This window comes from Nonomuraea sp. NPDC049646, assembly GCF_044465525.1.
Taxonomy (GTDB): domain Bacteria; phylum Actinomycetota; class Actinomycetes; order Streptosporangiales; family Streptosporangiaceae; genus Nonomuraea.
The window spans coordinates 64,239-89,362 of record NZ_JBITLU010000005.1 but is presented as its reverse complement, the minus strand read 5'-3'; the positions used below and the strand labels follow the sequence as shown (position 1 = coordinate 89,362).

29 protein-coding genes are annotated in these 25,124 nt (G+C 72.7%); 20 read left to right on the top strand and 9 right to left on the bottom strand.

Features of this window, described 5'->3' with window-relative positions:
- Positions 1–82 precede the first annotated feature (82 nt).
- Positions 83–250 carry a DUF3117 domain-containing protein gene (locus ACIBQ8_RS15985; protein ID WP_020545024.1) on the top strand — a complete coding sequence of 56 codons (168 nt, stop codon included), beginning with the start codon at positions 83–85 and terminating at the stop codon, positions 248–250.
- A 75-nt stretch (positions 251–325) separates the two neighbouring features.
- On the top strand, positions 326–1,741 hold the full coding sequence (locus ACIBQ8_RS15980) for a leucyl aminopeptidase (RefSeq protein WP_397177028.1): 1,416 nt from the start codon (positions 326–328) through the stop codon (positions 1,739–1,741).
- A 67-nt stretch (positions 1,742–1,808) separates the two neighbouring features.
- On the opposite strand, the gene ACIBQ8_RS15975 is transcribed toward ACIBQ8_RS15980, so the two are convergent.
- Positions 1,809–2,447: an O-methyltransferase gene (locus tag ACIBQ8_RS15975; protein ID WP_352325381.1), complete on the bottom strand. Its 639-nt coding sequence runs from the start codon at positions 2,445–2,447 to the stop codon at positions 1,809–1,811.
- 161 nt (positions 2,448–2,608) lie between these two features.
- Here ACIBQ8_RS15975 and sigE point away from each other — a divergent pair, with 161 nt between their 5' ends.
- The 4 genes from sigE (at position 2,609) to ACIBQ8_RS15955 (ending at position 6,062) form a co-directional block, all read left to right on the top strand.
- The gene (gene sigE / locus ACIBQ8_RS15970) at positions 2,609–3,241 is read left to right on the top strand and encodes an RNA polymerase sigma factor SigE (protein ID WP_352325382.1); all 633 of its coding nucleotides are present in this window, start codon (positions 2,609–2,611) and stop codon (positions 3,239–3,241) included.
- Position 3,242: 1 nt separating this feature from the next.
- The gene (locus ACIBQ8_RS15965; RefSeq protein WP_397177030.1) at positions 3,243–3,767 is read left to right on the top strand and encodes an anti-sigma factor family protein; all 525 of its coding nucleotides are present in this window, start codon (positions 3,243–3,245) and stop codon (positions 3,765–3,767) included.
- Positions 3,768–3,923: 156 nt separating this feature from the next.
- On the top strand, positions 3,924–5,600 hold the full coding sequence (locus ACIBQ8_RS15960; RefSeq protein ID WP_397177031.1) for a S1C family serine protease: 1,677 nt from the start codon (positions 3,924–3,926) through the stop codon (positions 5,598–5,600).
- A gap of 96 nt (positions 5,601–5,696) precedes the next feature.
- A complete protein-coding gene (locus ACIBQ8_RS15955; protein WP_397192280.1) occupies positions 5,697–6,062 on the top strand; it encodes a sec-independent translocase in 366 nt (121 codons plus the stop codon).
- 69 nt (positions 6,063–6,131) lie between these two features.
- Here the strand turns inward: ACIBQ8_RS15955 and ACIBQ8_RS15950 are convergent, their stop codons facing one another.
- Complete coding sequence (locus ACIBQ8_RS15950) at positions 6,132–7,271, bottom strand: Mrp/NBP35 family ATP-binding protein (protein ID WP_397177035.1); 1,140 nt, start codon at positions 7,269–7,271, stop codon at positions 6,132–6,134.
- A gap of 160 nt (positions 7,272–7,431) precedes the next feature.
- Between ACIBQ8_RS15950 and ACIBQ8_RS15945 the strand changes: the two genes are divergently transcribed.
- Complete coding sequence (locus tag ACIBQ8_RS15945; protein ID WP_397177037.1) at positions 7,432–7,893, top strand: MarR family winged helix-turn-helix transcriptional regulator; 462 nt, start codon at positions 7,432–7,434, stop codon at positions 7,891–7,893.
- On the opposite strand, the gene ACIBQ8_RS15940 is transcribed toward ACIBQ8_RS15945, so the two are convergent.
- Positions 7,877–8,344 carry a DUF1003 domain-containing protein gene (locus tag ACIBQ8_RS15940; RefSeq protein WP_397177039.1) on the bottom strand — a complete coding sequence of 156 codons (468 nt, stop codon included), beginning with the start codon at positions 8,342–8,344 and terminating at the stop codon, positions 7,877–7,879. The two genes, ACIBQ8_RS15945 and ACIBQ8_RS15940, sit on opposite strands and share 17 nt — an antisense overlap.
- The gene (locus ACIBQ8_RS15935; RefSeq protein ID WP_397177041.1) at positions 8,334–9,542 is read right to left on the bottom strand and encodes a magnesium transporter MgtE N-terminal domain-containing protein; all 1,209 of its coding nucleotides are present in this window, start codon (positions 9,540–9,542) and stop codon (positions 8,334–8,336) included. The genes ACIBQ8_RS15940 and ACIBQ8_RS15935 overlap by 11 nt, the downstream gene beginning before the upstream one ends.
- Positions 9,543–9,703: 161 nt before the next feature.
- On the opposite strand from ACIBQ8_RS15935, the gene ACIBQ8_RS15930 reads away from it, so the two are divergent.
- Positions 9,704–10,591: an EamA family transporter gene (locus tag ACIBQ8_RS15930; RefSeq protein WP_397177042.1), complete on the top strand. Its 888-nt coding sequence runs from the start codon at positions 9,704–9,706 to the stop codon at positions 10,589–10,591.
- A gap of 64 nt (positions 10,592–10,655) precedes the next feature.
- Here the strand turns inward: ACIBQ8_RS15930 and ACIBQ8_RS15925 are convergent, their stop codons facing one another.
- The gene (locus tag ACIBQ8_RS15925) at positions 10,656–11,024 is read right to left on the bottom strand and encodes a hypothetical protein (RefSeq protein WP_397192279.1); all 369 of its coding nucleotides are present in this window, start codon (positions 11,022–11,024) and stop codon (positions 10,656–10,658) included.
- A gap of 61 nt (positions 11,025–11,085) precedes the next feature.
- On the opposite strand from ACIBQ8_RS15925, the gene ACIBQ8_RS15920 reads away from it, so the two are divergent.
- The 6 genes from ACIBQ8_RS15920 to ACIBQ8_RS15895 are packed head-to-tail and all read left to right on the top strand — an operon-like array spanning position 11,086 to position 14,961.
- On the top strand, positions 11,086–11,727 hold the full coding sequence (locus ACIBQ8_RS15920) for a hypothetical protein (RefSeq protein ID WP_397192278.1): 642 nt from the start codon (positions 11,086–11,088) through the stop codon (positions 11,725–11,727).
- Positions 11,728–11,782: 55 nt separating this feature from the next.
- The gene (locus tag ACIBQ8_RS15915) at positions 11,783–12,394 is read left to right on the top strand and encodes a molybdopterin-dependent oxidoreductase (RefSeq protein ID WP_352319223.1); all 612 of its coding nucleotides are present in this window, start codon (positions 11,783–11,785) and stop codon (positions 12,392–12,394) included.
- Entirely contained in the window at positions 12,364–13,089 is a 726-nt protein-coding gene (locus tag ACIBQ8_RS15910; RefSeq protein WP_397192277.1) for a ferredoxin reductase, read from the top strand. The genes ACIBQ8_RS15915 and ACIBQ8_RS15910 overlap by 31 nt, the downstream gene beginning before the upstream one ends.
- 10 nt (positions 13,090–13,099) lie before the next feature.
- Positions 13,100–13,369, top strand: coding sequence for a DUF6510 family protein (locus ACIBQ8_RS15905; RefSeq protein WP_397177050.1), 270 nt, complete (start codon positions 13,100–13,102; stop codon positions 13,367–13,369).
- Between the two features lie 2 nt (positions 13,370–13,371).
- Positions 13,372–13,968: a sulfite oxidase-like oxidoreductase gene (locus tag ACIBQ8_RS15900; protein ID WP_397177051.1), complete on the top strand. Its 597-nt coding sequence runs from the start codon at positions 13,372–13,374 to the stop codon at positions 13,966–13,968.
- Between the two features lie 60 nt (positions 13,969–14,028).
- Complete coding sequence (locus ACIBQ8_RS15895) at positions 14,029–14,961, top strand: HpcH/HpaI aldolase/citrate lyase family protein (RefSeq protein WP_397177053.1); 933 nt, start codon at positions 14,029–14,031, stop codon at positions 14,959–14,961.
- Here the strand turns inward: ACIBQ8_RS15895 and ACIBQ8_RS15890 are convergent.
- Both ACIBQ8_RS15890 and ACIBQ8_RS15885 read right to left on the bottom strand, forming a co-directional pair.
- Complete coding sequence (locus ACIBQ8_RS15890) at positions 14,951–15,508, bottom strand: DUF6529 family protein (RefSeq protein WP_397192276.1); 558 nt, start codon at positions 15,506–15,508, stop codon at positions 14,951–14,953. The two genes, ACIBQ8_RS15895 and ACIBQ8_RS15890, sit on opposite strands and share 11 nt — an antisense overlap.
- On the bottom strand, positions 15,505–16,218 hold the full coding sequence (locus ACIBQ8_RS15885) for a hypothetical protein (RefSeq protein WP_397192275.1): 714 nt from the start codon (positions 16,216–16,218) through the stop codon (positions 15,505–15,507). The genes ACIBQ8_RS15890 and ACIBQ8_RS15885 overlap by 4 nt, the downstream gene beginning before the upstream one ends.
- Positions 16,219–16,406: 188 nt before the next feature.
- On the opposite strand from ACIBQ8_RS15885, the gene ACIBQ8_RS15880 reads away from it, so the two are divergent.
- Together ACIBQ8_RS15880 and ACIBQ8_RS15875 are read left to right on the top strand one after the other, a co-directional pair.
- The gene (locus tag ACIBQ8_RS15880) at positions 16,407–17,333 is read left to right on the top strand and encodes a lysostaphin resistance A-like protein (RefSeq protein ID WP_397177058.1); all 927 of its coding nucleotides are present in this window, start codon (positions 16,407–16,409) and stop codon (positions 17,331–17,333) included.
- Between the two features lie 525 nt (positions 17,334–17,858).
- Entirely contained in the window at positions 17,859–20,759 is a 2,901-nt protein-coding gene (locus ACIBQ8_RS15875; RefSeq protein ID WP_397192274.1) for a hypothetical protein, read from the top strand.
- Here ACIBQ8_RS15875 and ACIBQ8_RS15870 read toward each other — a convergent pair.
- Positions 20,743–21,144: an NUDIX hydrolase gene (locus tag ACIBQ8_RS15870; protein ID WP_397177062.1), complete on the bottom strand. Its 402-nt coding sequence runs from the start codon at positions 21,142–21,144 to the stop codon at positions 20,743–20,745. The two genes, ACIBQ8_RS15875 and ACIBQ8_RS15870, sit on opposite strands and share 17 nt — an antisense overlap.
- A 47-nt stretch (positions 21,145–21,191) precedes the next feature.
- Between ACIBQ8_RS15870 and ACIBQ8_RS15865 the strand changes: the two genes are divergently transcribed.
- From ACIBQ8_RS15865 to ACIBQ8_RS15850, 4 genes are all read left to right on the top strand, one after another.
- Complete coding sequence (locus ACIBQ8_RS15865) at positions 21,192–21,845, top strand: DUF6758 family protein (RefSeq protein WP_397192273.1); 654 nt, start codon at positions 21,192–21,194, stop codon at positions 21,843–21,845.
- Positions 21,846–21,927: 82 nt separating this feature from the next.
- Complete coding sequence (locus ACIBQ8_RS15860; RefSeq protein WP_352319244.1) at positions 21,928–22,542, top strand: MarC family protein; 615 nt, start codon at positions 21,928–21,930, stop codon at positions 22,540–22,542.
- An 11-nt stretch (positions 22,543–22,553) separates the two neighbouring features.
- On the top strand, positions 22,554–23,273 hold the full coding sequence (locus ACIBQ8_RS15855) for an MBL fold metallo-hydrolase (RefSeq protein WP_352352854.1): 720 nt from the start codon (positions 22,554–22,556) through the stop codon (positions 23,271–23,273).
- Positions 23,274–24,197 (top strand): RecB family exonuclease, encoded by a 924-nt coding sequence (locus ACIBQ8_RS15850; RefSeq protein WP_397177064.1) that lies wholly within the window; start codon positions 23,274–23,276, stop codon positions 24,195–24,197.
- Positions 24,198–24,212: 15 nt separating this feature from the next.
- On the opposite strand, the gene ACIBQ8_RS15845 is transcribed toward ACIBQ8_RS15850, so the two are convergent.
- Positions 24,213–25,118 (bottom strand): oxygenase MpaB family protein, encoded by a 906-nt coding sequence (locus ACIBQ8_RS15845; protein ID WP_397192272.1) that lies wholly within the window; start codon positions 25,116–25,118, stop codon positions 24,213–24,215.
- Positions 25,119–25,124 lie beyond the last annotated feature (6 nt).

The following is a 25,124-nucleotide window of genomic DNA, read 5'->3' as shown; positions in this document are numbered from 1 at the left end:
GAAGACGTGAATGCGCCGACCACCCCCTCGGGCGGTCGGAAATCGCGGGCCGCGGGAGCCCAAGGCAGGAAGGGATGCACGCATGGCGGCGATGAAGCCGCGGACCGGCGATGGTCCGCTCGAGGTCACCAAGGAAGGGCGCGGCATAGTCATGCGGGTCCCTCTCGAAGGTGGCGGCCGGCTCGTCGTGGAGATCTCCGCCGACGAGGCAAAGGCGCTCGGCGAGGCGTTGAAGAACGTCGTCGGCTGAGCGCTCCCGAGACAACCTGATCCTCCGACCCTGGCGTAAGTCCGGCGCCAGGGTCGCTGACGTTTGGAGGGTTCCGTGCCCATCGAGACCACCGTCTCCGCGGTCGCCGAGGTCCCCGAGGGTGCCGAGCTGCTGGCCGTGCCCTATGCCTCCGACCTGCGTCCCGCTGTCGAGCCGTACGTCGAGCTGCACCTTCCGGTCGCCGACCTGCTGGCCCACTACGAGGCCAAGGGCGAGGCCGGCGAGATCGTCGAGGTCCCGGTGGCGCGGGCGGGCGGGGTCGGGCGCGTGCTCCTGTACGGCGTGGGCGACGGCTCGCCGCGGGCGCTGCGCAGGGCCGGCGCGGCGCTGGCGCGCAAGGTCAAGGGCCGCGACACGCTGACCGTGGTGCCGCCCGAGGGCGACGTCGCCGCGTTCGCCGAGGCCGCGCTGCTGGCCGGATACACCTTCAAGATCGGCAAAGAGGGCCGGAAGGGCGTGCGGGCGATCGAGCTCGCCGGCGCCGACGCCGAGCCGGTGCGCCGGGCCGAGATCGTGGCGGAGGCCGTCGCGCTGGCCCGCGACCTGGCCAACATGCCGTCCTCGGTCAAGCATCCCGCCTGGCTCGCCGAGCGCGCCGCCGAGCAGGGCCTGCCGGTGCGGGTGTGGGACGAGGAGCAGCTCCAGGCCGAGGGGTTCGGCGGCATCCTGGCCGTCGGGCGCGGCTCGGTCCGGCCGCCCCGGCTGATCCAGCTCTCCTACGTCCCCGAGCAGCCGGCCGAGCGGCACGTCGTGCTGGTGGGCAAGGGCATCACGTTCGACTCGGGCGGCCTGTCGCTCAAGCCGACCGAGAACATGAAGACGCAGAAGACCGACATGGCGGGCGGCGCGGTGGTGATCGCCGTGCTGGCCGCGCTGGCCCGGCTGGGCGCCCCCGTCCGCGTGACGGGCCTGATCGCCGCCGCCGAGAACATGCCGTCCGGCACCGCCCAGCGTCCCAGCGACGTCATCAGGCACTACGGCGGCCGCACGGTCGAGGTGCTGAACACCGACGCCGAGGGCCGGCTCGTGCTGGCCGACGCGCTGGCCTACGCCGACGCCGAGCTCGACCCCGACGCCGTCGTGGACATCGCCACCCTCACCGGGGCCATCTCCGTGGCGCTCGGCCGGAACGTCGGCGCCGTCTACGCCTCCGACGAAGACCTGGCCGCCCAGCTCCTGGCCGCCGGTCAGGCCAGCGACGACCGGCTCTGGCGCATGCCGCTGATCGACGACTACGCCCCGGCCCTGGAGTCGTCGATCGCCGACCTGGCCAACGTCGAGAGCGGCACCCGGTACGGCGCCGGGTCCATCACGGCGGCGCTGTTCCTGCGGGAGTTCGCGGGCAAGCGCCCGTGGGCGCACCTCGACATCGCCGGGGTCGGCCGCAGCACGGTCGACGAGGGCACTCTGACCAAGGGCGCGACCGGGTTCGGCGTGCGCGTGCTGCTGGAGTGGCTCACCCGGGGCTGACCCGGTCTGATCCGGGGCTGATCCGGGGCTGGTCCGGGGCTGGTCCGGGGCCCGGCTCGGGCGGCGGCTAGTCGGCGATCTTCACGGCGGCCAGCAGGCCGTCGCCCAGTGGCATGAGCACCGACCGCAGCCGGTCGTCGCCCTGCACCAGCTTGCCCAGCTCGCGCAGCGAGACCGTGTCGGGGTCGCGCTGCGTGGGGTCGGCCACCCGGTCGTGCCACAGCGCGTTGTCGAAGGCCACCACGCCGCCGACGCGCAGCAGGCGCACCGCCTCGGCCAGGTAGTCGACGTACTCCTGCTTGGCGCCGTCGGCGAAGACCATGTCGTAGCCGCCGTCGGAGAGCCGGGGCAGCACGTCGAGCGCCCGGCCCGAGATCAGCCGCACCCGCCCGCCGGAGAAGCCCGCCTCGGCGAACGCCTGCCGGGCCAGCCGCTGGTGCTCGGGCTCGACGTCGACGCTGGTCAGCGTGCCGTCGCCGCGCATGCCGCGCAGCAGCCACAGCCCCGAGACGCCGCAGCCGGTGCCGATCTCGACGACCGACTTGGCGTTGACGACGGTGGCGAGGAAGCAGAGCGCCGCCCCGCCCCCGGGAAGGATGGGCACCGCACCCATCTCCAGCCCGCGCTGACGCGCCGCGTGCAGGATCTCATCCTCGTGATGGAACTGCTCCGCATAGGCCAGAGTGGCCTCCACCGGACTGGTCATCGGCCTCCTCCCCCCACTTTCGTGCGATTGGTCACCGATCGCAGCCTAGGGGAGTCACGCCGGGACGGGAACTCAGGACGGTCCGAAGGCGTTGCAGGTTTAAACGGGCTTTGCCGGTCCGGAAGGCAGGCAGTGCGCACGAAGGGACGAAACCAGGCACTATGACGGTAGCGGTGGTCCCAGAGAGAGGAGTGCTGGTGGACGAAAGCGACCACCAGGCGGATACTCCCGTGTCGTCTGATTGGACGCCTCCCACATGGGAGGAAGTGGTGCGGACTCATTCCGCACGCGTGTACCGGCTGGCGTACCGGCTTACCGGCAATGTCCACGATGCCGAAGACCTCACGCAGGAGGTCTTCGTCAGGGTCTTCAGGTCGCTGTCGAGCTACACCCCCGGCACGTTCGAGGGCTGGCTGCACCGGATCACGACGAACCTGTTCCTCGACATGGCGCGGCGCAAGCAGCGCATCCGGTTCGAGGGGCTGGCCGACGACGCCGCCGAGCGGCTGCGCGGCCGTGAGCCGTCGCCGGCGCAGGCGTTCGACGACGCCCACCTGGAGCCCGATATCCAAGCCGCCCTCGACGCGCTCGCCCCCGAGTTCCGGGCCGCGATCGTGCTGTGTGACATCGAGGGCCTGTCCTACGAGGAGATCGCGGCCACGCTCGGCGTCAAGCTGGGGACGGTCCGAAGCCGTATTCACCGTGGCCGGGCGCAGTTGCGGGAGGCGCTCGACCATCGAGCCCCCCGTACTACCCAACTCCCCCCGACCGTGATCAGTGGGGAGGAAGTCTGATATGGCTCATCTAGGAGAACGCGTTTCGGCGCTCGTCGACGGAGAGCTGAACCACACCGAGCGCGATCGCGCGCTCGCCCACCTGACCTTCTGTGCTGACTGCCGGCGCGAGGTCGAGTCGATGCGGGCGCTGAAGTCGCGCCTGCGCTCGCTCGACGGCCCGGCGATGCCGGCTGATCTGACCATGTCGCTGCTGCGCATGGCGGAGCCCGGTGGGCCGCTGCCGCCGAGGGAGCGCCCTTTCCCTACCCGTACGTTCGGGGGGGTGCCCATCCCTGGGCCCCACAGCATCGCGCCCCTGGACAACCGCCCGCGCAGGGACGCCACCGCTGGGGCCTCGGGCCCTGGGCGGGGAGGTAGGCGGCGCGGGGCGTACGTCGCGGTGGGCGTGGTGTCCGCCGCCGTCGCACTCGGCACCTTCTTCGCGGTCTCGGGCACAGGGGCCCAGACCTCGCCGCCGCCGGTCGAGCTCTGGCGGGTCCAGCACTCACCGGCCACCAGCGCGCCGCCCACCGCCACGCCTTGAACCGGGGGCTCGCCTGGGATACTCGGGTGGCGTAGTCGACGATGCCAGGGGCATACGATCTGGGTTCGGGATTTGTCGCAAACAAAGCCTTTTATGACCCTCGTATGCCGCCAGAGCAAAGATTGCGGTGGCCGAGCAAGGAGTGGTGAGACGTAGATGACCGACGAGACGCGCCCGGGCGAAGGACGCACGACGTCGGACTTCCCCGAGCCACAGGGGCGGCCGGAGTTCCTGCCCGCCGACGAGCCGGGCGAGCAGGCGGACCGCCGGTCCGACCCGCCCGCCTCGTTCGGCGCGTCCTGGGGCGACCCGTCGGGCCGCCCCGACAATCCGGGCGTGTCACCGTACGAACCCCCCGGCCGTTCCGACAGCTCGGGCGCGTCGCCGTACGAGTCGCCGGGGCGTGCCGATGGCGTGCCGCCGCAGGACGGGGGTGCGCGGGCGTACGAGGGCCCGTCGTTCGAGAGCCCGGCCGGGACGCGGGGGTTCGAGAGCCCGTTCGAGAGCCCCGGCGGCACGAGGGCCTACGAGACCCCGTCCTTCGGGCCGGCGGAGACCGGGCCGCGGCCGATGCAGCCGCCGCCCTTCATGGGCGCGTACGGCGGGAACCACCCGCCGCCGCCGCGGCAGGCCCTGGGCATGGGCCCGGGATGGGCGCCGCCGCCGCAGGGCGGCCCTGGCGCGGGCGCGCTGCCCAGGCGCGGACTCAACGCCGGCGCGCTGATCGCGATCGCCGTGGCCATCGCGCTGGTGGCCTCCGTGCTCGGCAGCCTGGGCACGTACCTGCTGACCAGGTCGGGCAGCAGCGGCACCGACCCGTCCTACAGCCTCGGCCCGGCCCCGACGGGCGCGACCAACAGGGCGCCCGACTCGGTGGCCGGCGTGGCCGCGCGGGTCCTGCCCAGCGTGGTCTCGCTGGAGGTCGGCAACGGCACCAACACCGAGGGCGCCTCCGGCTCCGGATTCCTGATCAAGAACGGCTACGTGGTGACCAACAACCACGTGGTCGCCATGGCCGCCAAGGGCGGCGAGATCAAGATCATGTTCAACAACCGCAAGACCACCGCGGGCCGCATCGTCGGCCGCGACCCGGGCTCCGACCTGGCCGTGGTCAAGCCCGAGGAGACCTTCGGCACGCCGGAGATCACCCTCGGCAACTCCGACCAGGTCGTGGTGGGCGACCCGGTGATCGCCATCGGCTCGCCGCTCGGCCTCAGCGGCACGGTCACCACGGGCATCGTCAGCTCGCTCAACCGTCCGGTCATCGCCGGCGACGAGACGGGCGCCGCCACCGAGGAGCCCGCCTACATCAGCGCCATCCAGACCGACGCCGCCATCAACCCAGGCAACTCCGGCGGCCCGCTGGTCAACGGCCGGGGCGAGGTGGTCGGGGTGAACTCGGCCATCGCCACCCTCAGCCGTTCGGTGAACAGTCAGAGCGGCAGCATCGGCCTGGGCTTCGCGATCCCGGTGAACCAGACGCGGCGGGTGGCCGAGGAGCTGATCACCACGGGCAAGGCCAAGCGTCCCAAGATCGGCATCGTGCTGGACAAGGACTACAAGGGCCAGGGCGTGCGCATCGCCTCCGAGCCCGCCGAGGGCCGCCAGCCGGTCGACGCCAACGGCCCCGCCGACAAGGCCGGGCTGAAGGCGGGCGACGTCATCCTGGAGGTCGACGGGCTCGCGCTGCAGGACGGCAACGAGCTGATCGCCCTGATCCGCAGCAAGGCGCCGGGCGCCAAGATCACCATCAAGTACCAGCGCGCCGGCCAGGAACGCACCGCCACCCTCACCGTCGTCGCCGACGACCAGCCGGCTCCCAGCCCGTCCTGAGTGATATGACCCATGGGGGACGGTTCAGCCACGGGCTGGAGCCTTTAGTCTGTGGAGAGCGTGGAGAGCATTGTGGACTGCGGGTAGGAGCGTACGGTGTTCGGACTCGGGTGGATGGAGGTCGGAGCGCTGATCGTCATCGCGCTCCTGGTCTTCGGTCCTGACAAGTTGCCGCAGGCCGCCTCCCAGGCGGGCAAGACGCTGCGCAACCTGCGGCGCATGGCCAACAACGCGCGCGACGACCTGAGGGCGGGCCTCGGGCCGGAGTTCCAGAACTTCGACCCCGCCGACCTCAACCCGAAGAACTTCGTCCGCAAGCACCTCCTCGACGAGCTGGAGGACGACTGGAACGGCCGTCCCAGAGACCTGGAGCCGGCCGCCGTCGCGTCCTACGACGCCCCTGAGCCGCCGTCGGAGCTCGCCTATGGCGAGCTGCCCCCCTACGACTCCGAGGCCACCTGACACGCCCTGCAGACGCGCGACGGGCCCGCCCAGCTTTCGCTGGGCGGGCCCGTCTTCTGCGTGGAAGGGTCAGGAACGGTTGGGCGACAGGCCGAGCTGCATGCCCTTGATGCTGGAGGAGCGCTTGCTCAGACCGGCGGCGATCTTCCGCAGCTCGGCGGCGGCGGGCGAGTCGGGGTCGGTCAGCACCAGCGGCTTGCCCTCGTCGCCGCCCTCGCGCAGGCGCAGGTCGATCGGCACCTGGCCGAGCAGCGGGACGCGGGAGCCCAGCGTGCGGGTCAGGGCGTCGGCGACGGTCTGGCCGCCGCCCTCGCCGAACACGGCCACCCGCTCGTCGCAGTGGGGGCAGGGCAGCCAGGACATGTTCTCGATGACGCCGGCGATCTGCTGGTGGGTCTGGGCGGCGATAGAGCCGGCCCGCTCGGCCACCTCGGCGGCGGCCTGCTGGGGCGTGGTCACGACCAGGATCTCGGCCGACGGGAGCCGCTGCGCCACCGAGATGGCGATGTCGCCGGTGCCCGGCGGCAGGTCGAGCAGCAGGACGTCGAGGTCGCCCCAGTAGACGTCGGCCAGGAACTGGTGGAGCGCCCGGTCGAGCATCGGGCCGCGCCACACGACCGGCGAGTTGCCCTCGGGCTTGAACATGCCGACGGAGATGACCTTGATGTCGTGCGCCGACGGCGGCATGATCATGTCCTCGACCTTGGTGGGACGCTCGGCGGCGCCCAGCATGCGAGGAATGCTGTGACCGTAGATGTCGGCGTCGACGATGCCGACCTTGAGGCCGTTGGAAGCCATCGCGGCGGCCAGGTTGACGGTGACCGACGACTTGCCCACGCCGCCCTTGCCGCTCGCGACGGCGAAGACGCGGGTCAGCGAGCCGGGCTGGTTGAACGGGATCTCCTTCTCCGGGCCCCGGTCGCCCCGCAGCTTGGTCTGCAGGGTCTTGCGCTGCTCGGCGCTCATGACGTCGAGCTCGATCTGGACGTCCGTCACGCCGCCGACCTTGCCGACCGCCGTCTTCACGTCGCGCGTGATGGTGTCCTTCATCGGACAGCCTGACACGGTGAGGTAGACGCCCACCCGGACCGCGCCGTCGGGGGCGATCTCGATGTTCTTGACCATGTCGAGGTCCGTGATCGGGCGACGGATCTCGGGGTCGATGACGGTGGCGAGGGCGGCCGTCACCTGTTCCTGGGTTGGTGCCATCGAAGTCTCGGCACGAGGGAGTGCCGTCCCTCCTTAGTCGGTCTATGTGTGACAGGCGCTGAAAGCCAGTGAGAAATGCCCCTCCATGGTATGAACCCGGGGCGCCGCTCAGTTAATCCGCGCTGTTAGGTGTCTGTGCAACAACGTCTAAGGTTACTGCGTGACTCTGCTGCGCGACGAGGGGCTCACCGCCGAGGAGCTGGCGGTCTGGCGGATGTTGCAGCGGGCCCAGGTGCGCATCGCCCGCCGCCTGGAGGCCGAGCTGCTGGTGGCCCACGATCTTCCCCTGGCCTCGTACGAGGTGCTGGCGCAGCTCGCCGAGGCGCCGGGGCGGCGGCTGCGCATGAACGGCCTGGCCGACCGCGTGCTGCTCTCGCGCAGCGGGCTGACCAGGCTGATCGACCGGTTGCAGCGCCACGGGCTGGTCGGGCGGGAGGCGTGCTCCGACGACGCCCGCGGGCTGTTCGCGGTGCTGACCGAGGCGGGCGCCGCGCGGCTGGCCGAGGCCACGCCCACCTACCTGCGCGGGGTCAAGAACCAGTTCCTCGACCTGCTGGGCGACGGCGACGTCGGCGCGGTGCGGACGCTGCTGGCCAGGCTCGACGTCACTGACGTTTGTTGAGCTCCTCCAGCAGCCGGCCGAGCTCGGCGCGCAGGTAGTCGCGGGTGGCGACCTCGTTGAGGGCCAGGCGCAGGCCGGCGATCTCGCGGGTGAGGTACTCGATCTCGGCCTGGTTGCGGTCGGCGGCCTCGCGGTCCTGCTCGTACTGAATGCGGTCGCGGTCGTCCTGGCGGTTCTGGGCGAGCAGGATGAGCGGCGCGGCGTAGCTGGCCTGGAGCGACAACATCAGCGTGAGGAAGATGAACGGGTACGGATCCCACTTGAGCGCCGGAGGAGCCGCGACGTTCCAGATCACCCAGATCGCCACGAACACCGTCATGTAGACGATGAAGCGGGCCGTGCCGAGGAAGCGGGCGATGCGCTCCGACAGGCGGCCGAACGCCTCGGGGTCGTAGTGCGGGCGCAGCGAGCGCCGCAGCGCCCGCGGCTGGTCGAGCCGGTCAGTGGTCACGGGCGTCCCCCTCGCGCCAGTCATCGGGAAGCAGGTGGTCGAGGACGTCGTCGACGGTCACCGCGCCGACGAGTCTGCCCAGCTCGTCCACGACCGGGGCGGCGACCAGGTTGTAGTTGGCCAGGAAGGCGTGGACCTGGCGCAGGGTGAATTCGGGCCTGATCGGGTCGAGCGACGGGTCGAGCACGCGGCCGAGCAGCGTCGAGGGCGGCTCGCGCAGCAGCCGCTGGAAGTGCGAGACCCCGAGGTACGTGCCGGTCGGCGTCTCGGTGGGCGGCCGGGTCACGTAGACCTGGGCGGCGACGGCCGGCGGCAGGTCCTGCTGGCGGATGTGGGCCAGCGCCTCGGCCACCGTCGCGTTGGGCGGCAGGACGACCGGCTCGCTGGTCATCACGCCGCCCGCGGTGTCGTCGGCGTAGGTCAGCAGCCGCCGCACCGGGGCCGCCTCGCCGGGCTCCATGAGCGCCAGCAGCCGGGCCGCCTGGTCCTCGGGCAGGTCGTGCAGCAGGTCGGCGGCGTCGTCGGGGCTCATCTCCTCCAGGACGTCGGCGGCCCGCTCGGGTTCGAGGGTGCCGAGGATGCCGATCTGGTCGTCGGGCGGCAGCTCCTCCAGCACGTCGGCCAGTCGGTCGTCGGCGAGCTCGCGGGCGATCTCGATGCGCCGCTTGCTGGGCAGCTCGTGCAGGGCGCTGGCCATGTCGGCGGCGCGCAGCGACTCGAACGCGGCGATCAGCCCGGCCGCGCCCTGGTCCTTCTGCAGGGTGTCGAAGCCGGACACCTCGTTCCAGCCGACCGTCCTGGGCTCGCGCCGGCGGCCCTTGAAGAGGGCGACCCTGGTGATCTCCCACCGGGACGGCAGGGTCTCCTCCATGGCGACGTCGTAGACGGTCATGGGCTCGTCGCCGACGCGTACGGACAGGTCGAGCACCTCGCCGATGACCAGCGTCTCCGAGGCGCGCTGCTCGAACCGGCGCATGTTCAGCCGTCCGGTGAAGACGACCGCGCCCGCCTCGATGCGGCGCACACGGGTGATCGGCAGGAACACCCGGCGGCGCGGCTGCACCTCGACGACCATGCCGTGCACCTGGGGGTTGCCGGTGATGCGCAGGCCCACGACGACGTCGCGGACCCGGCCGATCTGATCGCCCGTGGGGTCGAAGACGGGGGTCCCCGCCAGCCGGGCCACGAAGATCTTCACGTGGGCCAGGCTAACAGTGAGACGCCGTTGCGCCCCGGTTGCCTGGCATGTCAGTATCAAACGCATTTAACGCTGATTACGGGCACTAGGGGTACACCATGAGGCTGGCGGGGCTCGCACTGGCATTCGTGTCGTCGTGTTGTTTCGCGTTCTCCGGGCCGATGGCCAAGTACCTCATCACCGCCGGGCTGGCGCCGGTCGAGGCCGTCTGGACCCGGATGGCGGGCGCCGGGCTGCTGCTGGTCGCGGTGCTGGCGGTGGTCAAGCCGCGGGCCCTGCGCATCCCGCGGGCGCGGCTGCCGTTCCTCGGGCTCTACACCGTGATGGCCGTCGCGGGCGTGCAGTCGCTCTACTTCGTCGCCATCACCCGGCTGCCGGTGGGGATCGCGCTGCTGCTGGAGTTCATGGCGCCGGTGATGGTCGTGGCCTGGGTCAGGCTCGTCCGCAAGGTACGCCTGGCCGGGGCCGCGTACGTCGGCGCGGTGATCGCGTTCGTCGGCCTGGCGATCGTCGTCGAGGCGTGGCAGGGCATGCGCCTGGACGCGGTCGGCCTGCTCCTCGGCCTGCTGGCCGGGGCGTGCTGCGCCGGTTACTTCCTGATGGGCGACAGCCTGGGCCCCGACATCGACCTGCTCGGCCTGGTCGCCTGGGGCATGGTCGGCTCGGCCGTCGTGCTCATCCCCTTCGCCCAGCCCTGGGACATCCCCTGGGAGGCCTTCACGACCTCCGTCGCCCCGCAGGGCGGCACGACGCTGCCGGTGCTGGGGGCGTACCTGTGGCTGGTGCTGGTGGCGACCGCGCTGGCGTACATCCTCAGCATGAACATGGTGCGGCGGCTGTCGGCGGCGGTGGGGGCGACGGTCGCCTCGCTGGAGGTCATCGGCGGCGCGGTGGTCGCGTGGGCGCTGGTCGGCGAGACGCTGGGGGTGTTCCAGATCGTCGGCGGGATGATCGTGCTCGGCGGCGCGCTGCTCGCCCAGACCGCCACCTCGGGCGGCGCCCCCGCCCCCGCCCCGGACCGCCCGGCCGAGATCACCGCCCAGGTGTGAGCCCGGCACAGGGCCCGGTACAGGACCCGGCACAGCTCGGCACACGGGCCGGGCGCGGCCGGGGTCAGCGTTGCGGTGTCAGGCGCAGGACGGTCGAGTCGCGGGCCCAGCGCTCGGTCAGGTGCTCGCTGTCGGGGGCGTTGAGCCGCTCCTTGGCCAGCACCGCCACGGCGTCGGCCGCCGCGGCCTGGTCGACGACCGAGACCGCCGCGTCGAACTCCACCAGCCGCGCGCCGTTGTCCTTGCTGCGCAGCGTCACGCGCACCCGGTCGAGCGCCCCGAGCCCCGGCAGGTCCTGCTCGCCGCCGCCGGTCACGAGGTAGATGGCGCCGTCGTGCCAGGCGTGCCAGGCCAGGCGCGGGCGGTCGAGGGCGAGCCAGAGGATGCCGGACTTCTTGGCGCCCTCCTCGATGGCCGCGATGTCGTCGCTCACGATCAGACTGTAACCCCCGGAAACCCCCGAACCGCTTGGGGCTTGCGCGCGTTTCACCGGTATGCGGTCGTTCATCCTCGTGCTCGTCCTCGTCGCGGGCTGCGGCGCCGCCGCTCCGGAGCCGCCGTCCGCGTGCCGGGCCTCCGCCCGTACGGGCCCGCTGGACCCGCGCGCCCTGCGACAGGTCGTGTACGACTACCCGGCGCGCCCGACGCCGGAGGCGCTCGCCGGGAAGGTGGAGACCGTCGTCACCGGCCACGTGACGGGCTGGGGCGCCGGGCCCGTGGTCGAGGAGGGCATCCCGGGGGACCGCACCCATTACGTCCTCATGCGCACCCGGGTCGGCGAGCGGCTCAAGGGCGCCGCCGCGGACGTCGCGGACCTCGCCTTCTACCAGGGGGCGGCGGTGGACGACGCCGGCACGCCGGTCCACAGCGTGGCCGACTTCGCCCGCGCGGTCCCCCCGGGCACCCGGGTGCTGCTGTTCATGAACCGCGCCAGAGCGACCGGCAAGGTCGTCGAGGGACGCCAGGTCGCCTGGTCGACGCCCCCGCAGGGCGTGATCCTGCACGAGGTGGCCGACGACCCCGGCGGCCGGGCCGTCGGCGGCAGGGACGAGATCTTCGCCTCGACCGGCTGGAACCAGCCGTGCGGCATCGACGGCCTGATCGCCCGCCTGCGCGCCCACGGATTCACCGGCTGAACACTTTGCCCTTTTCTGGTGTCCGCCGGGCGCCTTGCCGGGGAGAACCGCATTCATGGGGATCGTCTCTCGCGGCTTCGCCGGAAAGCACTTCCGGCGGCCGCGGCCGGAGCTGGCCGGGCGGGTGCCGCCGGGGCAGTACCTGGCCGAGGGCTTCCCGGTGCTCACCGCGGGGGCGACGCAGCACATCCGGACCGAGCGGTGGTCGTTCACCGTCAGGGGCGGCGCGGGCGAGCCCACCTGGACGTGGACGGACCTGCTGTCGCTGCCCGCCGAGCAGATCACCGTGGACATCCACTGCGTCACCCACTGGAGCAAGCTCGACACCACCTGGACGGGCGTGTCCCTCGACCGGCTGCTGACCGGCGCCGACCGGGCGGCCGGGTACGCCCTGGCCGTCAGCTACGGCGGCTACGCCACCAACCTGCCGGTCGAGGAGATCGTGGACGGCAAGGCGTGGCTGGTCTACGCCTACGAGGGCGCGCCGATCCCGCCCGAGCACGGCGGCCCGGTGCGGATGCTGGTGCCCGCCCACTACCTGTGGAAGAGCGCCAAGTGGATCCACGAGCTGTGGCTCATGGACGAGGACCGCCCGGGCTTCTGGGAGCGGTCCGGCTATCACAACTTCGGGGACCCATGGCGGGAACAGCGGTACTACGACGACTGACCTGGCAGCCGGCCACGATCGCCGAGGTCGTCCCGGAGACCGACCAGACGCGCACGCTGCTGCTCGACGTGCCGGGCTGGCCGGGACACCGCGCCGGCCAGCACGTGGACGTGCGGCTGACCGCCGACGACGGCTACCAGGCGACCCGGGCGTACTCGCTGGCCAGCGCGCCCGGCGAGCGGCCCTCGATCACGGTGGTCAGGGTGGCGGGGGGCGAGGTGTCGCCGTACCTGGTGGAGGTGGCCGAGGCCGGCGACCAGGTGGAGGTGCGCGGCCCGATCGGCGGCTACTTCGTGTGGGAGCCCATGCCGGAGCGGCGGCCGCTGCTGCTGGTCGCGGGCGGGTCCGGCGTCGTGCCGCTGCGCTCGATGCTGCGCCACCGCGCCCGGCTGGGCGACGGCACCCCGGTGCGGCTCGTCTACTCCGTGCGCGACCCCGGCCAGGTGATCTACCGCGACGAGCTGGAGTCCGCCGGCGCCGAGGTGACCTTCGTCTACACCCGCTCGGCCCCCACCGACTGGCCCGAGCCCGTGGGCCGGCTGGACCGCTCGCAACTGGTCCGGCTGGCCTGGCCGCCCGCCCACGAGCCGCTGGCCTACGTCTGCGGCCCGACCGCGTTCGTCGAGCACGTCGCCGCGATCCTCACCGCCCTGGGCTACCCGCCCACCGACATCCGCACCGAGCGGTACGGCTAGGAGAGACACCATGCAACAACCCGTGGACGGCAACGCCGCGGCCGGCCCGCTGGCCCAGTTCTTCGGCCGGGACATGACGGCGGCCCAGGGCGTCTGCGCGCAGTGCGGCATGAACGGCCCGCTGGGGGAGGCCACCGTGTACGGCCCCGCCCCCGGCACCGTGCTGCGCTGCCCGAACTGCGACAACGTGCTCATGACCCTGGTGGAGGCGCCGGGCCGGATGATGGCCGCGATGCCGGGGCTCGGCCTGCTGGAGACGCCCGTGCAGGGAGGGAGCTGACCGTGGCCGTCGTCTCGAAGGGCTTCAAGGGTCGCGGCGGGCACGACGACCGCCTGCCGCCCGGCCAGTACCTCACGCCCGGCTTCCCCGTCCTGTCCGCGGGCCCGACGCCCCGCGTCGACACCGCCGACTGGACGTTCACCCTGGTCACCGAGGCCGGCCGGGAACGCGTCTGGACCTGGGACGAGCTGCTCGACCTGCCCCAGAGCGCCCCGCACACCGACCTCCACTGCGTCACCGGCTGGACGAAGTTCGACACCGACTGGCAGGGCGTGTCGATCGACGTCCTGCTCGACGACGTGGACACGCAGGCGGAGTTCGCGCAGGCGTACTGCCACGGCGGCTACACGACCAACCTGCCGCTCGCCGACCTGCGCGGCGGCAGGGCGTGGATCGTCCACACCTTCGACGGCGACCCGCTGCCCGCCGAGCACGGCGGCCCGGCCCGGCTGCTGGTGCCGCACCTGTACCTCTGGAAGTCCGCCAAATGGGTCAAGGGCCTGCGCCTGCTCGACCGCGACCGGCCCGGCTTCTGGGAACAGGCCGGGTACCACAACTACGGCGACCCGTGGCGCGAGCAGCGCTACTGGAACAGCTGATCGTGCCCATAGACGGGGGACGCCTGCCGCGGGCCGCCCCGCAGCCGTTAGCGTGGGCGCATGCGCTCACGTCGTTCCGTGCTCTCCGTGCCGGGCAGCAACCCCCGCTTCCTGGAGAAGGCCCAGACCCTGCCCGCCGACGAGGTCTTCCTCGACCTTGAGGACTCCGTCGCGCCGCTGGCCAAGGACGAGGCCCGCAAGAACGTCGTGACCGCGCTGCGCGAGGGCGACTGGACCGGCAGGACCCGCGCGGTCAGGGTCAACGACCTGACCACGATGTGGACGTACCGGGACGTGATCGAGGTCGTGGAGGGCGCCGGCGAGTTCCTCGACTGCCTGATCCTGCCCAAGGTCCAGGACCCGACCGAGGTCGTCTGGCTCGACACCCTGCTGACCCAGATCGAGCGGTCGATGGGCTACGAGGTGGGCCGCATCGGCATCGAGGCCCAGATCGAGAACGCCCGCGGCCTGGTCAACGCCGACGCCATCGCCGGGTCGTCCAGGAGGCTGGAGGCCCTGGTGTTCGGGCCGGCCGACTTCATGGCCTCGATCAACATGCGCACCCTCGTGGTCGGCGAGCAGCCGCCCGGCTACGAGGAGGGCGACGCCTACCACTACATCCTCATGCGCCTGCTGATGGCCGCCAGGATGCACGACCTCCAGGTGATCGACGGCCCCTACCTCCAGATCAAGGACGTCGAGGGCTACCGCCGGATCGCCCGCCGGGCCGCCGCGCTCGGCTTCGACGGCAAGTGGGTGCTGCACCCCCTGCAGGTGGAGGCGGCCAACGAGGTGTTCTCGCCCAGCCAGGACGACTACGACCACGCCGAGCTGATCCTGGAGGCGTACGAGCACTACACCACCGTGGAGCGGCGCGGCGCGGTCATGCTGGGCGACGAGATGATCGACGAGGCGTCCCGCAAGATGGCGCTCGTCGTGGCCGCCAAGGGCCGGGCGGCCGGCCTGTCCAGGACGAAGTCGTTCACACCCTGACGCCCACCGCGGTGAAGAACCACAACGACGAGGTCAGCCAGAGCCCGACCAGCGCCGTGAACGCCAGCCCGCCGAACACCGGCAGCGTCCAGCCCGGCGCGTCGCGCTTGGGCAGTGCCAGCATCTTCGCCGTGAACACGCCGTAGAAGAAGCAGCCGAGCAGCGAGTGGGCCAGCACGCGCGGCACGTCGAACTGCAGGCCCAGGGCGTACAGGCAGTGGAAGGCGACGGGGATCGTGAGCAGGAACGCCAGCCGCCCCGACCAGCGGTGGACGGCGTCCGGGAGCTCGATCCCCAGCCTTCCCCACATCGACAGCGCCGAGACCACCTGGACGATCGCCAGCGCGAACGCCCCGGTCGTCAGCCACGCCTTCATCGGCAGCGCGCCGGAGAACCCGGCAGGGCCGATCGCGAACCCCGTGGGCGTGTGCGCCCGGCCGTACACGCCGAGTCCCAGCGCCACCAGGCCGCCGGCCAGCAGCGGGATCAGCAGCACGGCGGCCGTGCGGTGCGAGGGCCGGTGCGAGGGGCGGTGGACGGCGGTCATTGCATCTCCTCGATGAAGCCGTCCACGTCCTTCGGCAGGACGGTGGCGCCGGCGACGGTCACGGGGGTGGTGGGCCGCCCGGCGTCCAGCCGGGGGATCTCCACCTGGGTCTGGCCCAGGAACGCGGCGCCGACCTGGTCGTAGCCGCCGCCGGGGCGCGGGACGCGGATCCAGCCCGCGCGCAACCTCGCGCCCCTGACCTGCGCGGTCGCCCGGTACAGCCCGGACGGCCGGACCACGGCGGGCGCGGTGAACGTCCACCTGCCGCCGCCGACGGACAGGCTGCCCCTGGCGCGTCCCACGCCGAGCGTGGCGGTCAGCCGGGCCGTCCCCGGGCCCTTCAGCACGGCCTTGCCGCCGGCCTCGCCGCCCTTGAACCAGGCTTCGGACCTGCCGTCGCAGAAGTAGCCGACGGCCTTGCCGTCGCGGACGGAGATCGCTATCAGGCCGCCGTTGCCCTTGACGTACCCGCCGTAGTCGGCCTTGGGGATCTTCGCGGCCTCCGTGGGCGCGGGCGACACGGGCGGCGACACGGATCGCGACACGGACGGGGACGGCGCTGGGGCGGCCTCGGTGGGGGATCCCGCCGCCGCCGCGCGGGTGGGGGGCGCGGGGTCGGCCGCCGGGGTCGCGGTGACGCTGGCGACGCCCAGCCCCGCGGCCAGGACCGCGCCCGCCGCCAGGGTGATGAAAGGTCCCAGCCTTGACATGACTGCTCCCAAACTCGGAAGGGCAAAATGCCGTACGACTCCGAGCATCCGCCCAAAGGGGTGGGTCGTCTGTGAACTAATGCTCACCCGGCAGACAGAATGTATGGATGCAGGAGAACCCTGGACCGAATCCGCCATATGGCAGTCAGCCGCCTGGGCCGCCCGTCTATCCTTATGGGCCGCCGCCCGTGCCGCAGCAGCGGTCCTGGTTCCTGCCGACGCCGCAGGGGGCGCGTTACGACCATCTCGCCCGTACTGCGGCGAACGAGCCGTGGCGGGCCGTCGTGGGCACGATCGTCGTCGGCGTCGGGTTCTTCGTCGTCGGCACCGGCGTGCTGCTCGTGGGCAAGGCCGCCGAGCTGATCCTCGGCCTGCCCACGCCGACCGACCCCGGGCAGATCTTCGGCGATCCGGTGTTCGGGCTGGTGATGGTGCTGCTGTCGATCGCGGCCGTGCTGCCGCTGGTCTTCGGCACCGCCGCGCTCGTCCAGCGCCGCAGGCCCGGCACGCTGTCGTCGGTCGCCGGACGGCTGCGCTGGTCGTGGTTGCTGCGCTGCCTCGGCCTGGCCGTGCTGGCGCTGGTGCTGGGCCAGATCGCGCAGGTCATGGCCCTGTCGTTGTCGGGGGAGGGGTACTCCGACCTGTTCGGCTGGGTCGGCTGGGGGCGGTTCCTGCCCGCCCTCGTGGTGATCGTGCTGCTGGTGCCGTTCCAGGCGGCGACCGAGGAGTACATCTTCCGCGGCTGGTTCGTCCAGGCGGTCGGCGTGCACGTGCGCAATCCGGTGTGGGCGATCCTCATCGGGTCCCTGCTGTTCGCGTCGCTGCACGGCTACTCGTGGGTGGGGCTGCTCGACGTGTTCGCCTTCGGCGCGGTGATGGGCTGGCTGGCCGTACGGACCGGTGGGCTGGAGGCGCCGATCGCGCTGCACGTGATGAACAACATGCTGGCCTTCGGGCTCAGCGCGGCCTCGGGCAGCCTGGAGGACGCGCTGGATCAGGGCAAGACGCCCATCCCGTGGCAGGCGTTGTCGGGAACGGTGGTGCAGCTCGGGGTGTACGCGATTGGTGTGTTCTATATATCCAAAAAGCGGGCAATTAGTGCTGTTTCCGGATAAATCAGGCGAGAGGTGCGGGAAATCTCGCTAGAGAGGTCTCGCCAATCCGGCTCAGGCATGCTGGTCTGGTTCCTGTGGGACAGGCGAGGGTGTCACGGAGGTGATCGTTTTGGTGGGACGGGGTAGAAAATAGGCGCATAAGGTGGGACGGGGTTTGTGGAACGGTCCGTAAGAAACGGCCCGTCCGCTCACCGTTTCCCCGCGCACCCGGTTGACCAGGTCCGATTCGACGGGTTCCACCTGTACGACGAGTTCGACTAGGAGGTGCGGCGCGTGGCCTCCGGCCCCAGCGTTCCGCCACGGCGACCGCCGGACGACGACGACCCGCGTCCTGAGGACGCCGCGGAACCCCCCTCACCGGAGCCGCCCGGAACCTCTCCCGGGCAGCCCAGGACCTCCTTCGAGCAGGCCGGGTCCTCTTCCGGGCAGGCCGGGTCCTCTTCCGGGGAGCCCAGGATCCGCCACTCCCCGCCCGGGCCCACCGACGACCGGGCTCGGGGCTTACCCCTGACCTCCCCTTGGGGCATGCCGCCGTTCGCGTCCCCGATCCCGGAGGAATCGCCGCAGGAGCCGCCCAAGGGGCGCAGACCATACAGCTCGCCGACGGCCGAGCCCGAGGTGGAGCCGCGCCGCCGTCCCCGGCGCATCGTCAACCGCCCGGACAAGCTCGTCGCCGGCGGCCCGCCCCGCCAGGAACCGCCCGCCGCGCCCCCGCCCACTGAACCTCCCTCCGAGCCCCCGTCAGGGCCCCCGGCCCCGGCCACAGACGGCCCCCAGGAGGGCACGGCCCCCGCAGGCCCCTACCGCGAGCCGCCCTACCACCTGCCGCTCCCCGCCGACGAGGCCCACGACCCCGCCACCACCCAGCCCCCGCCCCCGCGGTCCGAAGCCCCCGGCCCCCAGGCCACCGGACCGCACGACCCCGAGTCCCGTGATCCGGAGTCCTCCGTCCCCGAAGCCCGTGACCCCGAAGCCCGTGACCTCGAGGTGCGGGACGCCGGGCCGGCGGCGGCCGGTGAGGAGGACGCCGAGGTCAGGCGGGTCGGCCGGCCGCCCGGCGGGCGTCCCACGAGACCGGACCTGCTGGTCGCCACCGGCCCGCCGCGCCCCGGCGGCGCCGGCGGCAGGCACCACAGAGGCCCGGCCCCGGCCGCCGTCCGCAGGTCCAGCCCCGTGCACCGGGGCAGCAGGGCCGCCCCCGTCGTCCTCACCATGGCCCTGGCGCTCCTGGTGGCCGCGGGGGTGCTCGTATGGCGCTGGAGCGACACCGACGCCACCGGACTGCGCCTGGAGGCCGGCACGGGCCGCTCGGGCGACGACCTCTTCACCGTCCCGGCCGCCGGCGTCGGCACCAACCAGAAGCTCAACGACATCGTCTCCGTCGGCCGCGCGGTGGTCGCGGTGGGCAGCGACACCACCAGCCCGACCCCGCGCCCGCTGTTCCTGTTCTCGCCCGACGCCGGCAAGCACTGGCAGCTCGGCCAGGTGAGCGGCGCCTCCACGCCCATCGTCCAGCGCGTGGTCGGCGGCGACGGCCGCTGGCTGGCCAGCGGCGGCGACGGCCCGTCCGGCGAGCGCGGCCTGTGGACCAGCGTCGACGGCTTCAGCTGGACGACGGTCAACGCGACCGGCATGGCCGCGTTCCGGCCCGGCGACCAGATCTACGACATCGCCAGGACGGCCTCCGGCTTCGTCGCCGTCGGCGCCACGCCGGGGGAGGGCGGTCCCGGCCCGGCGGCCTGGCGCTCGTCCGACGGCCGGGCCTGGGAGCGCGTGGAGACCAGGGGCCTGGACGTCCAGGAGATCAGGGCGGTCGTCGCCCAGGGCGACACGGTCGTGGCCGTCGGCCGTCCCATCGAGGGGACCGGCTCGCGGGTGCTGCGCTCGTCCGACGGCGGACGCGCCTGGCAGGCGACCGGCTTCCAGCTCCCCGAGGCCGAGCCGCGTACGGGCACGGTGGCCGTGCTGCCCAAACGGTTCGTCCTGGTGCCGACCAGGCAGCGCACGGTCGACGGCGGCGTGCGCGTCTACTGCTCGCCCACCGGCGCCCAGTGGTCGCAGTGCGGTTCCATCGGCGGCCTGAGCGGCGAGAGCCCCGGGGTGGAGTCGCTGGTCTCCTACCGGTCCGGCGTGGCCGCGATCAGCCAGGCCACCTTGGGCAAGTACGCGGTCCTGACCAGCGCCGACGGGCGCGGCTGGGCCAAGCGGGCCGACCTCGGCGACCTGGCGGGCGCCACGCTGCGCGGGTTCACGATCTCCGACGGCGGCACCCTGTTCGCCGGCGGCGACCAGGCCGCCTCCGACGTCGACAACCAGCTCGTGCTGATGGCCGCGCCGCCGCGCGGTGCCGCGTCCCGCGTCCCGCTCGGCCAGGTCGAGGGCCTGACCAGGGTCTCGCGGGAGACCACCCGCTTGGCGGCCGCCGGCGGCCGGTACGTCGCGGTCGGCGCGGCCTCCGGCGACGCCGGCCTGTGGACGATCAGCAACTGGCAGCGCTGGAAGTCGATGAGCCTCGGCGGCCCCGGCAGGCAGATCCTGGAGGACGTCGCCCACGGCGGGCGCGGCTGGCTGGCGGCCGGCAGCACCCAGACGAACCTGGCCGTCACCGACCCCCTGCTCGTCACCTCCGACGACGGCGAGAACTGGCGGCGCGTGCCCGTCTCGGGCGACCTGGCCCGCGACCGCGACCGGCCCTACCTGGACACCCACGCCGTGGCGGCGGGCAAGAAGGGGTACGTGCTGGCGGGCGAGTCCCGCGACCAGGCGGGCTCGGCGGCCGCCGCCATGTGGTTCACGCCCGACCTGCGCAAGTACACCCGGTCCAGGAAGCTGCCCCAGGGCGGCTCGGGCGTGCGCGTCCACGACGTGATCGCGACCCAGGGCGGCTACGTCGCGGTCGGCGGGTCGGGGACCGGCGACCGGGAGAACAGCGTGGTCTGGTTCTCCGACGACGGCGTGAACTGGACCGCCCGCAAACGGGTCACCCCGCCGGACGCCACGTCGGCCGGCCTGCGGCAGGTCACGACGTACCACGACAAGCTGGTCGCCATCGGCACGGCCGTGACGGACGGCTCACGCCGCGCCTTCTCCGCCGTGTCCGACGACGACGGCGAGAGCTGGACGACGGCCTGGCTGCCCGCGGACCAGGCGGCGGCCGTGCACGACCTGGCCGCCGGCGACCAGGGCCTGGTGGCGGTCGGCTGGCACGGCGTCCCCGGCGAGGGCGACAGCGCGGCCTGGGTCTCCCAGGACGGCCTGTCGTGGAACCGCATGGCCCTGACCAAGGACCGGCTCTCCGGCCTCGGCATGCAGGCCCTGACGGCCGTGGCGATCAGCGGCACGGAGGTGGTGGCGCTCGGCAGGTCCACGACGTACGACACCGACCATCTGATCCTGTGGACCTCCAGCCTCACCGCCAGCCGGTGAGCACGCCCCACTCGGCCAGGCAGCCGAGCAGCCCCTCGGTGAGCGGCAGCAGCGCCAGCTCGCCGGGGCCGCACCAGCGCACGTCGGCGGCGTCGTCACCGGCCACGGGCACGCCGCCGGCGCAGGTCGCCAGGTAGTCGCGGATCACGTACGTGACGCCGCCCGGCCCGGGACGCTCCACCGTGCCGGCCAGGCGGCCCACCTCGACGCTCAGCCCGGTCTCCTCCATGACCTCGCGGCGGACGCCGTCCGCGTCGGTCTCGCCGGGCTCCAGCCGGCCGCCCGGCAGCGACCACAGGCCCAGGCCCGGCGGGCGGCCGCGCCGGATGAGAAGAAGCCGGTCAGAGGCGTCGAAAATGATCGCGCCGACACAATTTACGCGCACATGACCAAGATTACGACGGGATAACGGGTCCCGGTCTTGACGCGACCGTGCCGGAGGAAGCACCGTGGGTAGCTGTGAGAGCGGCTCCTACCTGCCCAAGGTGCTTCGGCCCGCTTCACGGGTCGAGCACCCCGTCCAGTGCGTTCCATTGCGACACGCACGGCGACGTCCTGCCGTACCAGCCTCCGCGACCGCCCACGGGCGAATCGCTGGAGGCCATGCGGAAACGCTCGGTGGTGCCCGTGTGGCTGCCCTGGCCATTGCCGCCCGGCTGGACGGTCACCGGGTTCGGCGAGGTCGGCGACGAACGTACCGGCTCGCGGGCCAGCGTGGTCGCGCTCAGCGGGCCCTCGCCGATCGAAGGGCCGGCCGACCTGCTGGTCATCGCCGAGGAGCCGGGCGTCGGGCTCGGCGCGACGTTCGCGGGGCTCGACGGGCCCGACCCCGGCGAGGGGTTCGACTCCGGGCCGCCCAACGCGAAGATCGAGGTGCTGGGGCATCCCACGGCCATGTGGTGCCTGGCCGGCATCGACGACCGGGCCGTCTACGCCGGCGAGGCGCTCGGCAACTGGCTGTGGACCATCGCCTGGCCCGCCGAGGCCGGCTGCATGATCGCGCTGGCCGAGCTGTCCCTCCAGGACGCCCGCGACCGCGAGTTCGAGGTGCCGTTCGGCGGGTTCTCGCCGCTGCTGGAAGACTGAGGGCCGGTAATCGCGCGCCCGCGGGATCGGGCGCGGGGCTGAGCACAGGATCGCCTCCCCCGGGCGGCCGGTTGGGGGAGCGGTGTCCGGGGTCAGGTTCTTCGTCGAGGCGTTCGTGACGATGTTCGTGATCATGGACCCGCCGGGAGTCATCCCGCTCTTCCTCGCCTACACCTTCGGCCGCACCCCGGCCGAGCGCAGGCGCATCGCCTGGCAGGCCGCGGTGACGGCGTTCTGCCTGGTGGTGGTGTTCGCGGTGTTCGGGCGGGCCATCCTGTCGTACCTGCACGTCGAGGTGCCGGCCATGCAGATCGCCGGCGGCCTGCTGCTCCTGCTGGTGGCCCTGGAGCTGCTGCGCGGCACGGCCGAGCCGCGCACCGACACCGTGCGCTCGAACGTCAACGTCGCCCTGGTGCCGCTCGGCACGCCGCTGCTGGCCGGGCCCGGCGCGATCGTGGCGACCATCGTCTTCGCCCAGCAGGCCGAGGGGCGCGCCGACGGGCTGGCCGCGCTGATGCTGGCCATCGCCGCCGTGCACATCCTGCTGTGGCTGTTCATGCGCTTCTCGGTCAGCATCATCCGCGTCATCAAGGAGAACGGCGTGGAGCTGGTCACCAGGATCGCCGGCCTGCTGCTCTCGGCGCTCGCCGTGCAACTCATCATCAACGCGATTCGCGCTCTCATGCAGACGGGCTAAAGTTCGGAAGCGTGACAGCGCGTATCGAGCGAGTGGTGACCGAGGGCGTCGTCGACATCGACGGCACCGAGCACAAGGTCGAGAACAACACCTGGATCATCGGTGACGACGACGAAGTCATCGTCATCGACGCGGCGCGTGACGCCGAGAAGATCCTCGAGCAGGTGGGCGAGCGTGAGGTGCTGGCCGTCATCTGCACCGCGGGCCTGCCCGACCACGTCGGCGCGGCCATCGAGGTGGCCAGCAGAGACGAGGCGGTCGTCGCCCTGCACCCCAAGGACAAGCCGCTGTGGCGGGAGACCTGGCGGGAGACCTGGCCCGACATCGACATGGAGGACGACGGCGTCTTCGGCGTCGCCGACGTCCAGCTCGACGTCATGGAGACGCCCGGCGTCACGCCCGGCGGGATCTCGCTCTACTGCGAGGCGCTGGGCGCCGTCTTCACCGGCAAGGCCCTGCAGGCCGACGGGCCGGGCAAGCTCGGCGGCGAGTACCCGGCGCTGGCCGACCAGCTCACCTCGATCGGCGGCCGGCTGTTCACGCTGCCGGCCGACACGCGGGTGCTGGCCAACCACGGTGACGAGGTCACCGTCGGCGACCTGGAGCCGCACTTCGACGACTGGGTGTCGGGCTCGCTGACCCGCGACCCGGCCGCCGCGCGCGACGACGAGGGCCCGCTGACCGACGGCACCAGGGTCTCCGGCATCAAGCTCGGCCCCGGCGACGAGTAGGTGTACGACCAGCTTCCGCTGGACGGGATGCCGCGGCGGCTCTACGCGTGCACGCCGTCGCGGTTGAACACCTGGCTCGACTGCCGCCGCCGCTACCGGTTCACCTACCTGGACCGGCCGCAGCCCTCCAAGGGGCCCGCCTGGGCGCACAACAGCGTCGGGGCCAGCGTGCACAACGCGCTGGCGGCCTGGTGGCGCGAGCCGTACGAGCGGCGCACGCCGCTGACGGCCGCCGTCCTGCTCACGAACGGGTGGATCACCGAGGGGTTCAGGGACGCCGAGCAGTCGGCCGAGTGGCTGGGCCGGGCCCGCGACCTCGTGTCCGGATATGTCACGACCTTAGATCCCGCGGACGATCCGGTCGGCGTCGAGCGCACGGTCGCCACGCGTACCAAGGTGGTCGCGCTGTCCGGGCGCATCGACCGGCTCGACCGGCGCGGCGACGAGCTGGTCGTGGTCGACTACAAGACCGGCCGCCGCCCGCTGACCCAGGACGACGCCCGCTCGTCCCTGGCCCTGGCCACGTACGCCATCGCGGCCTCCACGATGATGCGCACCCCGTGCCGGGCGGTCGAGCTGCACCACCTGCCCACCGGCGAGATCGTCGAGTGGCGCCACACCGACGAGTCGCTGGGCCGGCACCTGCGCCGCGCCGAGGAGATCGCCGTCGAGGCCGCCACCGCCGACGACCGCTACCGCGCCGTGATGGGCGCCCCCACCTCGACCAAGCGCCCGGCCTCGGCGCAGGGCCGGGGAGCGGGCGAGCGTCCCGTCGTCGGCCCGGCCCAGGTTCCCGCCGAGCTCGATGCGGTGTTCGCCGCAAGCCCCGGCCCGCTCTGCTCGTGGTGCGACTTCCGCCGCCACTGCCCGGAGGGCCAGGCCGCCGGCTCCGACCGCAACCCCTGGGACGGCCTGGCCGACTGATCCCCGGCGGAATGGTCAGGCGGCCCGCGCCGCCGGCCAGCGACGGGGGTCGGTCAGGCCCTTGAGCCCCTTGCTCACGTCGTAGCCGGCCGCGCCGAGCCGGGCCCGCGCGCCCGCCAGCATCGCCCGCGTCGAGGGCATGAACGCCCGGTCGTGCACCGGCTCCGGCAGCGCGTTCATGCCCAGCCGGAACGCCCTCAGCGCCGCGGTGACCGCCGCGGGGGGCACCTCGGGCAGCACGCCGTACATGCGGCGGGCCCACTCCGGGAGCGTGTAGTAGCAGAGCGCGCCGAAGGGGAAGTAGGCCGGTTTGCCCGGCGACAGCATGCGCAGCCCGCGCGGCAGCCGGGGCCACAGCAGGAACCGCACGGCCGCCGCCGCCTCCTCGGTCACCCGCAGGGCGGGCCGGGCCTGCTTGAAGTAGGCGTCCATCTCGGCGCACGAGCCCGGCACGTCTTCAGGGTGCAGCCCGACGTAGGAGGCGCTCCTGCGCTGCTCGCGCAGGTAACGGTCGGCCTGCCGCTCGCTCAGCCCGAGCCCGCCGCGCCTGGCCACCTCCAGGTACGACGACACCTCCGCGCAGTGGACCCACAGCAGCAGCTCCGGGTCGTCCACCCGGTGGGTGCGCCCGGTGCGCGGATCGGTGATGCGCAGCGCCTTGTGGATGCCGCGCACCCGCCTGCCGATCTCGTCGGCCTCCGCCGGGCTGCCGAACGTCACCCGGCCCACGAAGTCGGCGGTGCGGCGCAGGCGGCCGAAGGGGTCGTCCTGGAAGGTGGAGTTCTGCCAGACGCCGAGCATGGCCAGCGGGTGCAGCGCCTGCAACATCAGGCCGCGGACGCCGCCCACCCACATCGAACGGTCGAGGTGCACCTGCCAGGTCACGCTCCGCGGCGCCTGGACGACGAGTTCGTCCGTCATAGTAAG

Coding starts and splice junctions, on each gene's coding strand:
- ACIBQ8_RS15985 (WP_020545024.1), top strand. CDS start 83: ATGGCGGCGATGAAGCCGCGGACCGGCGATGGTCCGCTCGAGGTCACC.
- ACIBQ8_RS15975 (WP_352325381.1), bottom strand. CDS start 2,447: ATGACCAGTCCGGTGGAGGCCACTCTGGCCTATGCGGAGCAGTTCCAT.
- sigE (WP_352325382.1), top strand. CDS start 2,609: ATGACGGTAGCGGTGGTCCCAGAGAGAGGAGTGCTGGTGGACGAAAGC.
- ACIBQ8_RS15965 (WP_397177030.1), top strand. CDS start 3,243: ATGGCTCATCTAGGAGAACGCGTTTCGGCGCTCGTCGACGGAGAGCTG.
- ACIBQ8_RS15960 (WP_397177031.1), top strand. CDS start 3,924: ATGACCGACGAGACGCGCCCGGGCGAAGGACGCACGACGTCGGACTTC.
- ACIBQ8_RS15950 (WP_397177035.1), bottom strand. CDS start 7,271: ATGGCACCAACCCAGGAACAGGTGACGGCCGCCCTCGCCACCGTCATC.
- ACIBQ8_RS15930 (WP_397177042.1), top strand. CDS start 9,704: ATGGCCAAGTACCTCATCACCGCCGGGCTGGCGCCGGTCGAGGCCGTC.
- ACIBQ8_RS15920 (WP_397192278.1), top strand. CDS start 11,086: ATGCGGTCGTTCATCCTCGTGCTCGTCCTCGTCGCGGGCTGCGGCGCC.
- ACIBQ8_RS15915 (WP_352319223.1), top strand. CDS start 11,783: ATGGGGATCGTCTCTCGCGGCTTCGCCGGAAAGCACTTCCGGCGGCCG.
- ACIBQ8_RS15910 (WP_397192277.1), top strand. CDS start 12,364: ATGGCGGGAACAGCGGTACTACGACGACTGACCTGGCAGCCGGCCACG.
- ACIBQ8_RS15905 (WP_397177050.1), top strand. CDS start 13,100: ATGCAACAACCCGTGGACGGCAACGCCGCGGCCGGCCCGCTGGCCCAG.
- ACIBQ8_RS15895 (WP_397177053.1), top strand. CDS start 14,029: ATGCGCTCACGTCGTTCCGTGCTCTCCGTGCCGGGCAGCAACCCCCGC.
- ACIBQ8_RS15890 (WP_397192276.1), bottom strand. CDS start 15,508: ATGACCGCCGTCCACCGCCCCTCGCACCGGCCCTCGCACCGCACGGCC.
- ACIBQ8_RS15885 (WP_397192275.1), bottom strand. CDS start 16,218: ATGTCAAGGCTGGGACCTTTCATCACCCTGGCGGCGGGCGCGGTCCTG.
- ACIBQ8_RS15875 (WP_397192274.1), top strand. CDS start 17,859: ATGCCGCCGTTCGCGTCCCCGATCCCGGAGGAATCGCCGCAGGAGCCG.
- ACIBQ8_RS15845 (WP_397192272.1), bottom strand. CDS start 25,118: ATGACGGACGAACTCGTCGTCCAGGCGCCGCGGAGCGTGACCTGGCAG.